Origin of the sequence: Pedococcus sp. 5OH_020 (assembly GCF_027812955.1) — a bacterium.
Lineage (GTDB): Bacteria > Actinomycetota > Actinomycetes > Actinomycetales > Dermatophilaceae > Pedococcus.
This window is the reverse complement of record NZ_JAPYZV010000001.1, coordinates 466,725-479,151: the sequence shown is the minus strand read 5'-3', so window position 1 is coordinate 479,151 and position 12,427 is coordinate 466,725. Positions and strand designations below refer to the sequence as shown.

Below are 12,427 nucleotides of genomic sequence, written 5' to 3'. Positions count from 1 at the left end.
GGCGTCGCGCAAGCAAGACACGGCGTAGGAAGAGGTCCGCGCCAGGTGCTCTGGGGGAGTCTGGTCCTGCTCGTGCTGGCGTTCGGTCCGGGAGGGATCGTCGCGCTGGCCGCCACGCCGCGGCACTCGCGGCTGCGCCGCGTCGCCGTCGCCGCCTCGCCGTCCGTCACCTATGGGCTCGTGGGCGGGGCCGTGGGCTGGTCGACCCTGCTCGGGCGCACGTGGCCCCCTCTGGGGGTCCTGACTGCCGAGGTGGGTCTCGCCGCTCTCGCGGTGTCCGCACGCGTGATCGCAGGAGCCGCGGGCCGAGCGCCCGGTGCTGCCGTGCGGTCGCTGACGATCGGCAACCGGTTGCGTGCCCATCGCCGGGACATCATCGCGCTGGCTGCGTCGGTGACAGCCACTCTCACGGTGTCCTGGCTCGTGCTGGGAAGGCTCGGGTCACCGCCCGGCTGGGACTCTATGAACCACGCCTTCATGGCACGACGCATCATCGACACCGGCAGCGCCTCTCCCAGCGATGTCTGTGTCACGGGGAGCGTCCTGCCCGCGCCGGCCTGCACCTTCTACCCGCTGGCTCCTCATGTCGTGTGGGCCCAGGCCGTCGAGCTGACCGGGCTACGCCTGTCCACCGTCATGCTCGCCACCACGATGGTCATCATGCCCGTCACGGGAGCCATCGGCGTCTTCGCCATCGTCCGGATCTGTCGGGGAGGCAGCGTCCTGGCCGCGTGCGCCGCGTTCCTGCCTTCGCTGGTCGGGCCGATGTGGCCGAGCCTCGTCACCGGGCGCATCACCATCCTCCTCGGCGCCGCGCTGGCGTCGTCCGCCGCTCTGCTGCTGTGGCTGGCAATCCGCAGCCCGGCGGCCCGGGCGCTGTCAGCGGTCGCCGCAGTGGGGGTCGCCGGCGTGGCCCTGGCCCACACCTACGACCTCATCGGCGCGGCGATGGTCGCTCTGGGGCTGCTCGTCGCACGGCCACCACGGCAAAGCCTGCGGACCTGGGTGCTGCGGGTGCTCGGCATCGGGCTCGGTGCGCTTCTCGTCCTCTTTCCCCAGGGCCCGGGGCTGCTCGCCGCCCGAGGAGAGCGAGGGGTCTCCCCGCCGAGGCATCCAGGGCAGGTCTGGTCCTCGCTGGCCGAGTGGGTCTTCAGTCCGGGCCAGTATCTGGCGACGGTCGTGGCCCGGCCCGTCCCCGGAGCGGAGACCACGCTCACGACCGTCGCGGGCTTCGGTGCGGTCGTGTCCTTGCTCGTCACGCTCGGATGGGTCGCCGGTCTGTTCCTCTGCTTCGCGAGCCCGCGCCTGGTCTGGGCGCGCCCGTTCGCCGTGGCTCAGCTGCTGACGCTGGTCCTCGCTGTGACCATCGACACCGGAACAGGACCGCTGCGCAATGCGGTGGGCGCGCTCTTCTACGGCGACCCCCGACGGCCACTGTGGTCCAATGTCGCGGCACCTGGCGTGCTCTGCCTTGCCGGCTGGGTCGCCGCCGGCATCGGCGCCTGGATGGTTCTGCGGCGCATCCCCCGGCTCTCGCGGGCGCGCATCCGATCGTGGGTCGCCCCGCTGGTCGTCACGACGGCGATCGCCGGTCTGGTGGCCTGTGTCCCCGACACGTGGCAGGCCCAGACACGCCTCGCCGGTCGCTCCCTGCCGGCCGGCCCGGCCTACCAGCGCGTCGGGAGCTGGCTGCGAGCCCACGGCGGCGGGGTGGTCGCCGACGACGTGCACCGCGACTTCGTCACGTGGCTCAACGCCGACAGTGACCTTCCGGTCCTGCGGGGCATGGTGCCGCTCGACCCTGCGAGCAACCCCGACTGGACCGACCGGACGCGGGTGTGGAACGCGCTCGCGTGGACCAAGAGGAGGAACGGGACCTGCCTGCTGGACCGGTTCGACGTGCGCTGGCTCGTCGTCAGCGACCTGCACATGCCCGGCGGCCACCGCACGTACCGCCCGCAGCGCCTGGCGGACGAGTCCCCTTACCTACGGCTCGCGCATGCGGACGGACCACTCAAGGTCTACGCCGTGGACCACCTCTGCGGCACGGGCCGCTGAGGGGGCCGGCAGGGTCGTCAGGCGCGCGAGCGACCCGCCATGGCCGCGAGGACGTCGAGGTGCTGGCGGAGCACCGTCTGCATCGAGAACCGCGCCTCGACCAGCTCGCGCTCTGCCTTGCCCAGGCGCTCGCGCCACGCGGGGTCGTCGAGGAGGTCACCCAACGTCTGCCCAAGCGCCTTCGGGTCCCCTACGGGCGTCAGTACGACGTTCTCGCCACTGTGCAGCTCGATGCCCGGGAAGTTGTCCTCACGGACCGCGACGACGGTCGGCACCGAAGCCGCCATGCTTTCCAGGCTCGCGGTCCCCAGGCCGTAGCCCTGCAGGTCGTGGGTCTCGACATCCGCCGCGGCGAGATAGTCGGGAACCTCGGCCTTGGACACGGCGCCGATAGCCAGGACCGCATGGCCGACCCCCAGCTCACGGGCTCGCTCCAGGCAGACGTCGTAGTAGACCCTTCCGACGATGACCAGACGGGCATGCGGGTGACGCCGCAGCACCTCAGGCATCGCCTCCACGAGGGTGACCCGGTCACGGAGCGGGATCACGTGGCCCAGGCTCAGGATGATGGGGTTGTCGAGGAGGTCGTGACGCTCCCGGATGTGCTTGCCTTCGCCGCCCCTGACCCACTCCGCGTCGACCCCCACCGGGATGTACTCGAGCCCGGAGTACGCGCCGGCGTACCGGCTCGTGATGTACTCCTCCATCTGGACGTCCATGACGACCAGGCGCGGCCGGTAGGCGCGCAGGACGGGACGCACGAGGCCGGCGTCGAGGCCGCGGAAGACGCCGTGGTAGGCGGCGACGGGGTTCTCCAGCCGGGTATGGACGGACAGGAGGGTCGGGACCTTGTGGCGTCGAGCCCACAGGCCGGTCAGCCAGGTGAGGTCGAAGAACTGGCCGTGCTGGTGGATCGCGTCGGGGGCGAACTCCTCGAGAGCGGCCGCGACGTTGCGGTACGCCCCGCGCCGCAAGGTGAAGGCGATGTCGAAGCTGACGGAGAGTCGGCTCTTGGGGATCGTCGCGGCGGGGAGGCGCACGATCCGCAGACCGTCCCGCTCCTCCACCTCAGGCGCCTCCTCGTACGCCGCGGTGAGCACGAGCACCTGGTGGCCCGCAGCGGCATACCCCCGTGCCAGGGAGTCGGAGAGGTGCGAGCTACCGCCTACGCGGGGTGGGAAGAAGTTGTTGACGACGGCGATACGCACAGGTCAGTCCTCGGTCAGGGGGGCGAACCGCACGTCGTCGCCATCGAGGACGACACGTGCGGTGGGGCGTGCCGGCACGCCCTGGACGACGGTGTAGGAGGGGACGTCGCGGGTGACGACAGCCCCGGCGCCCACGACCGCGTGGTCACCGATGGTCACGCCCATGCTCACGGTGGCGTTGGCTCCGATGAAGACGAAGTCACCGATGGTCACCGGCGCCCGGTCGACCGTGGGATACGCCCGAGCGCTGACGCACCGCTTGGCGCTCGAGTGCGTGTAGACGTGCACCCCTGAGCTGATGTCGCAACCGCGGCCGATGGTCAGGCCGCCCGAGCCGTCGACCACGGTGAAGGCGCCGATCCAGGTCCCTTCGCCGATCTCGGGGTCGCCCACCAACCAGGCGTGCTCGTTGTAGGGGTTCGGCGGCAGCCCCGGCGCGCTCGGCTGTCCCGGCGCGCCGGTCTGTCCCTGCGCCCCTCCGACGCTGCCCATGTCAGCCGAGGTTCTCGCGCACCAGGTCCGTCATGCCCTTGACGACGTCGATCTCCGCGGTGAAGCCGATGGTGTGCTCCGCAAGCTTCGTCGAGGCGGCACGCCGGTCGACCAGCACGTCGCGGGGGTTGAACTGCGGCTGGACGTCGACGCCCACGGCGTCGATCAGGATCTGCGCCAGCTGCGCGATGGTGGTGTCGACCCCGGTACCGACGTTGAGCGCCAGTCCGTCGTTCTCGGACTCCAGGGCCAGCACGCCGGCGCGCGCCACGTCGTCGACGTGGACGAAGTCCATGGACTGCTCGCCCCGGCCGTCGATGACCGGCGGTTCGCCGTTCTTCAGGCGGTTGACGAAGTGGTTGATGACGGAGGTGTAGTAGGCCGTCGTCTTCTGGCCGGGACCGTAGACGTTGAAGAAGCGCAGTGCGAGCCACGACAGGCCGCTGCGGCGCTGGTAGAAGCCGAGCAGGTCCTCCCCGGCGCGCTTGCTGATGCAGTAGGGCGTCTGGGGGTCCAGCATGTCCGTCTCGTACATGGGCAGCTGCTTCGGCGGCCCGTAGACCGAGGCGCTGGAGGCGAAGACCAGACGCTCGACCTGGTGGTCGGCGGCCGCCGCGAAGACGTTGTGGTTGCCGATCATGTTGATGTCCATGGACTCGTACGGGTCGGCCTGGCTCTTGTTGATGGACACGGCCGCATAGTGCATGACGTGCGAGCAGCCCTTCATCGCGTTGTGCACCGCACCGCCGTACCGCACGTCCTGGTCGATGAGCTCGACGTCACCTCGCTCGACGAAGGAGGCGACGGCGTCGCGGTCACCCCGGAACATGTTGTCGAAGATGCGGACCTTGTACCCCCGCTCCAGCAGGTACGGGATGGTCTTGAGGCCGATCCAGCCGGCGCCGCCGGTGAAGAAGACGGTCTTGGTCTCGGACATGCGTTTCTCGTTCTCCTTGGGTGATGGGCCCCGTGAGGGGAGCCGGATCGGGCCGGCGGGTCGGGTCAGGCGCGGACGAGGTCGAGCGAGACGACCTCGCGTACCGCCTCCGCCACGCGCTGCACCTCGTCCTGCGTGAGGTTGGCGTGCATGGGGATGGCCAGGTGGCGGGCGAACAGCTCGGCGGACACCGGCAACGGCTTCTGCTCGCCGTAGAGCGGCTGCACGTGCGATGCGTAGGTGCCGAAGTTGCAGCCGATCCCCCGGGCGCGGAGCTCGAGGGCGACGGCCCCGCGGTCCAGCGAGGGGTGGATCCCGATGACGTAGGACTGGTACGGGTGCACGCGGGCGTCGGCCTCGACCGGGAGCACCACCTGCTCGAGGTCCCCCATGAGCTCGCCGTAAGCCGTGGCGACCGCCCGCCGGTTGGCGACGAGGGTCTCGAGCCGGTCGAGCTGAGCGAGCATGATGCCCGCCTGGACGTCGGACATGCGGTAGTTGTAGCCGAGCTCGTCGAACTCCGGCACGGGGAGCGTCGCCGCACCCTCGCGGCTCAGCGCGGGGGCGATGCCGTAGGTGTGCAGCTTGCGTGCCCGGTCCGCCAGCTCTGCGTCGTCCGTGCTGAGCGCACCGCCCTCCCCGGCGGTGATCCCCTTGCGACCGTGGAAGCTGAAGCAGGCGATGTCGGCAAGGCTGCCGGCGGGGCGCCCCTTGTAGGAGGCTCCGGCTGCGCACGCGGCGTCCTCGACGAGCCACAGGCCGTGGCGGTCGGCGATCGCACGCAGCTCGTCATAGTCCGCAGGCTGGCCGAACGGGTCGACCGCGATGATGCCGACGGTGCGCTCGGTGATCGACGCCTCGACCGCGTCCGGGTCGACGCTCCAGATGTCCTGGCGGACGTCGGCGAAGACGGGGGTCGCGCCGGACCACATGACCGAGTGCCCGGTGGCGGGGAAGGTGTAGTCGCCGACCACCACCTCGTCGCCCCGACTGATCCCGAGCGCGAGCTGCGCCAGGTGCAGGGCCGAGCCGCAGTTGGACGTGGCGACGGTATGCCCCACACCGGACACCTCGGTGAACCGCCGCTCGAAGGCCTGGCAGGTGGGTCCGGCACCGGAGAGCCACCCCGACTCGAACACTCGCTGCACCTGGGCGAGCTCCTCGGCGCCCACCGTGGGCTGACCGAGGGCGATCGGGTTGTTCATCTGTCTCCTTGCAGGACGCGTTCCAGGCGGCCTTAGTCTAGGGCACATGAGCCGCGCCACCCGCTACGTCGTCGTGGGCGGTGGCATCGTCGGTCTCGCCGTCGCCGACCGCCTCAGCACCGAGCATCCTGACGCACGGGTCACCGTGCTGGAGAAGGAGGACAACTGGGCGGCCCATCAGACCGGGCGCAACAGCGGTGTCATCCACTCAGGCCTGTACTACGTGCCGGGCTCCAAGAAGGCCTTGATGTGCAAGGCAGGGGCCTCGTCGATGGTCGCGTTCGCGCAGGAGCACGACATCCCCCACGAGATCTGCGGCAAGCTCGTGGTGGCGACGTCCGAGGACGAGCTGCCGGGGCTGCAGAGGCTGTACGAACGCGGGCTCGCGAACGGGCTCGAGGTGACGCGGCTCGGCCGGCAGGAGGCCCGTCAGTACGAGCCGAACGTCAACGCGATGGCGGCGCTGCACGTACGGAGCACGGGCATCATCGACTACGGTGCTGTGAGCCTGGCCCTGGTCCGGCGGCTCGAGGCTGCAGGAGCGCGCCTGACCCTGGGGGCAGAGGTGCTGGGCGCGGTGCCACGCGGCGACACCACGGTCCTGCAGACTACCTGCGGTGACGTTGCGGCAGACCTGGTGGTGAGCTGCGCCGGGCTGCAGGGAGACCTCGTCGCGCGCCGGCTGGGTCACCACCCCCGAGCGCGGATCGTCCCCTTCCGAGGCGAGTACTACGAGCTTCGCCCTGAGGCGTCGCACCTGGTCAAGGGCCTCATCTACCCCGTACCCGACCCGCAGTTCCCGTTCCTGGGCGTGCACCTGACCCGAGGGACCGAGGGTCATGTCCACGCAGGGCCCAACGCCGTGCTGGCGTTCGCCCGCGAAGGCTACGGCTGGGGCAAGGTCAGTCCGCGCGAGCTGTTCGAGACGCTGTCCTTCCCGGGGTTCTGGCGTCTCGCGCGCAAGAACTACCGTGCCGGTTCGCGGGAGGTGGCGCGCTCCGCCTCCAGGCGGCTCTTCGCGGACAGCCTCCGCCGGCTGGTGCCCGAGATCCGGGACGAGGACCTGGTGCGTGCGAAGCCGGGCGTCCGCGCCCAGGCGATGAACCGCGACGGCAGCCTGGTCGACGACTTCCTCATCGAGCGTGACGGCAACGTCGTCCATGTGCTCAACGCCCCCTCCCCCGCAGCCACGAGCTCCCTGGAGATCGCCAAGCACATCGTCGGGCTGCTCGCGGCCTAGCGGCCGGCGCTCGCCGCCCCGCGGCGCCAGCCCGGCGCGAAGCGAGCTGCGGCGGAGCCGGCCACCGACAGCCTCCGTGGTCAGACGACCGGGGGACGCCCGAGCCGAGCCATCCGGAGAACCGTGCGCCACGAGATCGGACGACGCGCACCCGGGTCTGTGCGCCAGCCTTCGGCGAAGCCGCGCCACCAGACCCGCAGGGCCGCGACGTCACGGGTCCGGGCCACCGTGAGGGCGCACCAGACCCCGAGGTAAACGGGGACGAGAGCAGCCGGAAGGTTGCGGCGAGCCAACCACACCCGGTTGCGGGCGTTGAGCCGGTAGTACAGCTCGTGCCGGGACGCCGCGGTGGCGGGATGGCACATGACTGCCTCCGCGTCGTACTCGATGGCCCAGCCGGCGTCGAGGGCCTGCCAGGCAAGGTCCGTCTCCTCGTGCGCGAAGAAGAAGCCGGCGGGCAGCCCCCCGCAGTCCCGCCAGACCTCGCGGCGCATCACGCTGGCACCGCCGAGGAAGGTGGTCACGAGGGACGAGCGTTCGGGGTCGCCGGCCCGAAGCCGCGGCACGTGCCTGCGCATGCTGCGGCCCGTCTCGGGATCGCAGATGCGCATGGACACGATCCCCAGGTCGGGCCGCGAGCCGAAAGACCTGCGTAGGTGTTCCACGGTGCCGCGCTGCGGGAGCCAGCCGTCGTCGTCCAGGAACAGCACGAGCTCCCCTGACGACGCCGCGGCTCCGGCGTTGCGCCCCGCAGGGATCCCGCCGTTCTCCGGCAGCCGTACGAACCGCACCGGCGGGGGGAGATCAGGCACGTCGACGCCATTACCCACCACGACCACCTCGACGGGATCGCCGTCCTGAGCGGCGACGCTGTCGAGAGCCCGATGCAGCTCGGCCGAACGGTCACCGAGGGTGAGCACGACGCAGCTCACCGACTGCCCCTTCGGCGCCGTCCCTGTCGAGGCTCCGCTCACTCCAGCCGCCGGGACAGCAGGATGCTGGCCAGGTGGATCACGACCATGGTGCCTGCCACGACGGCGAGGAGCCCCGCCAGGAGGCGAGTGCCCAGCGCGTCGCCCACCGCCACGTCGACCACCATCGCGACCACTAGGAGGAAGGACACCTCGAGGGCGCCGGTCACCTGGTGGACCTTCAGGACCTGAGCCACCTTCCGGAGCCGGCCGAGGCCGGTGCTGCGCAGCTCGACGGAGGCCTCCGGTGCCGCCGGCGCGCCGGACCTCACGCGGGCGACGTCGACAAGGTCGGTCTCGGCCTTGATGAGGACGGCCCAGAGTCCGGTCGCCACGCCGAGTGTGGACCAGCCCCCGAGCTGGTGCCCGCCGGCACGCAACCCCACCGCGGACAGTACGGCGCCTTCCACGATGTAGTGGCCGACCCGGTCCAGGTACACCCCCGTGATGCTCGTCGTGCGACGCCATCGGGCGACCTCGCCGTCGCACAGGTCCAGCAGGAAGTAGGCCTGGATGAGCAGGAAACCCAGAACGGCACCCGCTATGGCCGGCAGGAGCCCGATGACCACGGCGGCGAGCACCCCCACGACGATCATCACCCCGGTGAGGGCGTTCGCGGAGACAGGAGTGCGGACGAGCACAGCCGTGAGGCGCAGTGAGACCTTGCGCAGGAAGAGACGCGCTAGCCAGTGCTCGGCGTTGCGACGGTTCATCGTCGAGGCAGGTTGGGTGACGGAGCGCAGCTCCTCCAGCGTCGGACGCCGGCCGTCCGGTGCCGGCGAGCCCGGTGACGGGCCACTCATGCGGAGTTGGGCTCGGCGGTGAGCGTGTCCGCAGAACAGGTCCGCAGGCTCACCTGCGGAGCGTCGGGCGCTTCCCCGAGAGCCAGCCGGCCCTGCGCTGCCTCAGCCGGCAGCCGTGCCGTGAGGACGGCGCGGGAAGGGTCCCCACCCGGCTGCGCGGTGACCGGAGCCCAGACCTCCACGCCCTCCGGAAGGAAGCCCACGAGCCGCAGAGGAATGTCGGAGGTCGCAGCCGCGAGGTGGAGTGACAGGTCCGTGGTGACGGCGACGCGGCCCTGGGAGGCGGGCTCGACGCGGGCGGTGGTGTTGCCGTCCCCCACCGCGTCCACCAGCTTCTTCGTCCGCTCGCCCACGTCCAGGCTCAGGTTGCCCTTCTCGGTGACGTAGGGAATGACGACGAGCGGCGGCTCCCCCACCAGTGCGGCCGGCGTGCGGGGCGCGGTGACCCTCCCGTGCTCGGAACCTACTCGGCGAACAAGCTCCGGGCCCGCGTCGGGATCACGCAACCGTACGAAGAGGTCCCAGACTCCCCCGACGAGTGGCTTGCCCGCGGTGGATGCAGGATCGAGGGAGCCGGTGAGCCTGTAGGCCCTTGCTCCGCGGTCGACAAGGGGCTCCACGCCGAGCGGCAGCCGGTGCCGGGTCTGCGTCCCCCGAAGCCGAAGCTCGAGCTCGGCCCTGGCAGGCAGTGTTGCGATGCGGGCCTCCTCGCTCACCCCGGGGACCTGAGCCGCATATAGTGCCCGGTCGCCGACGACGGTCAAGGCGGGCTCACCGCGGGCGGTCCTCGAGCACACGACGGCAGCGAACCGGAGCTGCCCGTCCGCCCACTCCCACTGCTGCACGTGGTGAGCCAGCTCCTGCTGGGCGGCGAGCTCCGCCAGGCGGACGAGGTCGTCGAAACGGCCGCCCCGCAGCAGCTCGGAGGCGACCCGCTCCTTGGCGGGCAACGGTGCCCAGATCCGCTCCGAGGTGAAGTGCTCCAGGGCGAGCTTGCGCACCTCGTCGTACATCGCCCTGCGTTGCTTCGCGGCCATCTTCGCGAACGTCCGACCAGTCACCCGGCGCAGCATCTCCACCTCGTACCAGCGACGCAGGACCAGGTCCCGGCGCGGGCCCGGTTCCGTCAGGCGCTCGGCGACCGCGACGGCCTCGCGCAGGTTCCCGTAGTACCCGACCGGCTCGATCGCCTGGAAGCCCGCGTTGCCGGCGTCGTCGCGGGCGATGTGGTGGTAGCAGGTGTAGTCGGACAGCACGGAGACCACGTCGGCACGCAGGTAGGCCTCCACGACGAACACGTGGTCCTCCAGGCGCCTGCGCCCCTCGGGAAACCGTATGCCGTGCTGGTCCAGGAAAGCGCGCCGGAAGCCCTTGTGTGGCGTCATGCTCTCCATCAGCGGCGCCGTCTCAACGGTGCACGACTCGTAGTTCCGGCGGAACAGCGTGGTGGGCACCCGCCGCCCATGACCCGCGATCTTGCCGATGATGACGTCGGCGTGGTTGCGAGCAGCCATGTCGTACATGCGCTCCAGCGCCTCGGGAGCCAGCGAGTCGTCATGGTCGAGGAAGTAGACGTACTCCCCACGCGCCTTCCCGATGCCCACGTTGCGGGGTCTGCCGGGCCAGCCCGAGTTCGGGATGTGGAGGGCTGTGACGTTCCGATGCTCGGCCGCGAAGGTGTCGATGCGTCGTGCCGTGACGGCGTCGTCCGACCCGTCGTCCACCAGGATGACCTCGTACTCGGACTCGGGGAGGCTCTGGGCGACCAACGACTCCAGGCATGGCTCGATGTACCGGCCGGTGTTGTACACGGCGACGACGACGCTCATCTTCACGCGCCCCGTGCGGTGAAAGCGATCAGTGAACCCCATCCGTCTGCCTTTCTCGGTGGCGCTCACCTGGAGGCGACCGCGTCCTGCGCGCCTTCCGGCATCTGGTCGTGCGGCTCGGTCTCGTGCATGTCGTGCGCGAGGTCGGAGGTCAGCTCGTGGGACATGAAGGGATCGGCCTTGCGGATGTCGATGACGTGACCGGTCAGGTCCGACAGCAGCGTCCGCAGGGCGACCCGTGCCACTGCCTGCGACTCGAGCAGGGACTCGGCCGGCTCCTGCCCGAAGGCCTTGGTACGCATGGGTGTCCCGGTACGCTCAGGGTTCACGCAGTTGATCCGGACGCCACTTCCGGCCCACTCGTCCGCCAAGGCCTGGGTGAGGTTCACCGTGGCAGCCTTCGCCGACGAGTACAGGCTGTACCCGCTGCGGCCGCGGGTGTACGAGCTGGAGGTGAACAGCAGCATCGAGCCCTCCGTGCGGCGCAGCGCCCCGAAGAACTCCTGGGCGATCACGATGGGCGCGATGTAGTTTACCTCCGTCGCGGCGTAGATCGTCTCCTCGCTGGTCTCCTGGAGCGTCCCCCGTGGCAGGACTCCTGCCGTGTTAACCACGAAGTCGACCCGCGCGTCCTGGGCAAGCACCTGCTCGCGCGCCGCCACGACGTCCTCCCGCCGCTCCACGTGGGTGCGGGTGGCGGACCGGCTGAAGCAGTGGACCTTCGCGCCGTACGAGCGGGCCAAGGTGGCGATGTCGGCGCCGATCCCGTAGCTGCCTCCGAAGACCACCATCGTCTTGCCCTCGAGCGCCTCTCGGTACTCGCCCTCGTTCCGCTCGCCAGGTACGTCGTGGCTGGTGAGCTGGAACAGCTTGTCCGCGAGGTACACGTCGATCGGCTCGGTGACCTTCATGTTCCGCTCGTCGCCGGCGACGACTGCGATCGGCACGTCGGGCAGGTAGCGAAGGACCACGGTGCAGTCGTCGGTCGCGGTGAAGTCGGGGTCCTGCCCGGCGAGCTCGTAGGCACGGGCGATGACCGAGCGGCGGAAGCCCTGCGGGGTCTGACCACGGCGCAGCTCGGAGCGTTTGAGCACGTCACTGATCTCGGACGCCTCGGTCACCGAGATGATGGTGTCGGCGGAGGGGATCGCCGTGTCGACGGCCTCGTACGTCTGCAGGGCCGCCACGCAGTCGGCGATGATGCGTTGGCTCAGCAGCGGGCGGACCGCGTCGTGGAAGAGCACGTTGCACTCGTCGGAGCCGAGAGCGTCGAGCGCTCGCTGGGTCGTGCCGTTGCGCGTCTCCGCCCCCTCCAGGATCGTCGAGACCTTCCCGTACCCGCCGTCGGCGACGATGGCTCGCACGGGATCGAGGTATCCCGGGGTCATCATGACGATGATCTCGTCGACCAACGGGCTGTTGTCCAGGGCCTCGATCGTGTGCTCGATGATCGGCCGACCCGCGATCTTGATGAGCTGCTTGGGGATGGCCAGCCCGACCCGGCTGCCCACTCCACCGGCGAGGACGACGGCCACCGTTCGCAACGAAGTCACGCACCCGACCCTACCCGGTGGCCGAACAGGCCCGGCCCGATGCCGGCATCGGGCCGGGCGGCGCGCCGCGCGGTCAGGCGCCACGGTGAGCCTCCTATGCTGTCGCCCATGACGCCAGCTGCCGGTCGACC

10 protein-coding genes are annotated in these 12,427 nt (G+C 70.5%); 2 read left to right on the top strand and 8 right to left on the bottom strand.

Translation table 11 applies throughout. From position 1 onward, the window contains the following. The first annotated feature begins 45 nt into the window (after positions 1-45). The gene (locus PHA84_RS02100) at positions 46-2,058 is read left to right on the top strand and encodes a DUF6541 family protein (RefSeq protein ID WP_270886431.1); all 2,013 of its coding nucleotides are present in this window, start codon (positions 46-48) and stop codon (positions 2,056-2,058) included. A 17-nt stretch (positions 2,059-2,075) separates the two neighbouring features. On the opposite strand, the gene PHA84_RS02095 is transcribed toward PHA84_RS02100, so the two are convergent. The 4 genes from PHA84_RS02095 to PHA84_RS02080 form a co-directional block, all read right to left on the bottom strand. After that, positions 2,076-3,266 (bottom strand): glycosyltransferase family 4 protein, encoded by a 1,191-nt coding sequence (locus PHA84_RS02095; protein WP_270886430.1) that lies wholly within the window; start codon positions 3,264-3,266, stop codon positions 2,076-2,078. 3 nt (positions 3,267-3,269) lie between these two features. Continuing rightward, positions 3,270-3,758 carry an acyltransferase gene (locus tag PHA84_RS02090; RefSeq protein ID WP_270886429.1) on the bottom strand — a complete coding sequence of 163 codons (489 nt, stop codon included), beginning with the start codon at positions 3,756-3,758 and terminating at the stop codon, positions 3,270-3,272. 1 nt (position 3,759) lies between these two features. Next, positions 3,760-4,695 (bottom strand): NAD-dependent epimerase/dehydratase family protein, encoded by a 936-nt coding sequence (locus tag PHA84_RS02085; protein ID WP_270886428.1) that lies wholly within the window; start codon positions 4,693-4,695, stop codon positions 3,760-3,762. A 65-nt stretch (positions 4,696-4,760) separates the two neighbouring features. Beyond that, positions 4,761-5,900, bottom strand: a complete 1,140-nt coding sequence (locus tag PHA84_RS02080; protein WP_270886427.1) for a DegT/DnrJ/EryC1/StrS family aminotransferase — start codon at positions 5,898-5,900, stop codon at positions 4,761-4,763. Positions 5,901-5,946: 46 nt separating this feature from the next. Here PHA84_RS02080 and lhgO point away from each other — a divergent pair, with 46 nt between their 5' ends. Next, positions 5,947-7,140, top strand: coding sequence for an L-2-hydroxyglutarate oxidase (lhgO, locus tag PHA84_RS02075; RefSeq protein WP_270886426.1), 1,194 nt, complete (start codon positions 5,947-5,949; stop codon positions 7,138-7,140). Positions 7,141-7,220: 80 nt separating this feature from the next. On the opposite strand, the gene PHA84_RS02070 is transcribed toward lhgO, so the two are convergent. From PHA84_RS02070 to PHA84_RS02055, 4 genes are all read right to left on the bottom strand, one after another. Then, on the bottom strand, positions 7,221-8,072 hold the full coding sequence (locus tag PHA84_RS02070) for a glycosyltransferase family 2 protein (protein ID WP_270886425.1): 852 nt from the start codon (positions 8,070-8,072) through the stop codon (positions 7,221-7,223). Positions 8,073-8,110: 38 nt separating this feature from the next. Continuing rightward, entirely contained in the window at positions 8,111-8,914 is an 804-nt protein-coding gene (locus tag PHA84_RS02065; RefSeq protein ID WP_270886424.1) for a CDP-alcohol phosphatidyltransferase family protein, read from the bottom strand. Continuing rightward, a complete protein-coding gene (locus PHA84_RS02060; protein ID WP_270886423.1) occupies positions 8,911-10,743 on the bottom strand; it encodes a glycosyltransferase family A protein in 1,833 nt (610 codons plus the stop codon). Before PHA84_RS02060 ends, PHA84_RS02065 begins: the two co-directional genes overlap by 4 nt. Positions 10,744-10,808: 65 nt before the next feature. Beyond that, the gene (locus PHA84_RS02055; protein WP_270886422.1) at positions 10,809-12,296 is read right to left on the bottom strand and encodes a bifunctional cytidylyltransferase/SDR family oxidoreductase; all 1,488 of its coding nucleotides are present in this window, start codon (positions 12,294-12,296) and stop codon (positions 10,809-10,811) included. Positions 12,297-12,427 lie beyond the last annotated feature (131 nt).

Excerpts from the sequence above, each read along its gene's own strand:
- PHA84_RS02060 (WP_270886423.1), bottom strand. The coding sequence starts at position 10,743 with ATGAGCGTCGTCGTCGCCGTGTACAACACCGGCCGGTACATCGAGCCA.
- PHA84_RS02065 (WP_270886424.1), bottom strand. The coding sequence starts at position 8,914 with ATGAGTGGCCCGTCACCGGGCTCGCCGGCACCGGACGGCCGGCGTCCG.
- PHA84_RS02090 (WP_270886429.1), bottom strand. The coding sequence starts at position 3,758 with ATGGGCAGCGTCGGAGGGGCGCAGGGACAGACCGGCGCGCCGGGACAG.
- PHA84_RS02080 (WP_270886427.1), bottom strand. The coding sequence starts at position 5,900 with ATGAACAACCCGATCGCCCTCGGTCAGCCCACGGTGGGCGCCGAGGAG.
- PHA84_RS02085 (WP_270886428.1), bottom strand. The coding sequence starts at position 4,695 with ATGTCCGAGACCAAGACCGTCTTCTTCACCGGCGGCGCCGGCTGGATC.
- lhgO (WP_270886426.1), top strand. The coding sequence starts at position 5,947 with ATGAGCCGCGCCACCCGCTACGTCGTCGTGGGCGGTGGCATCGTCGGT.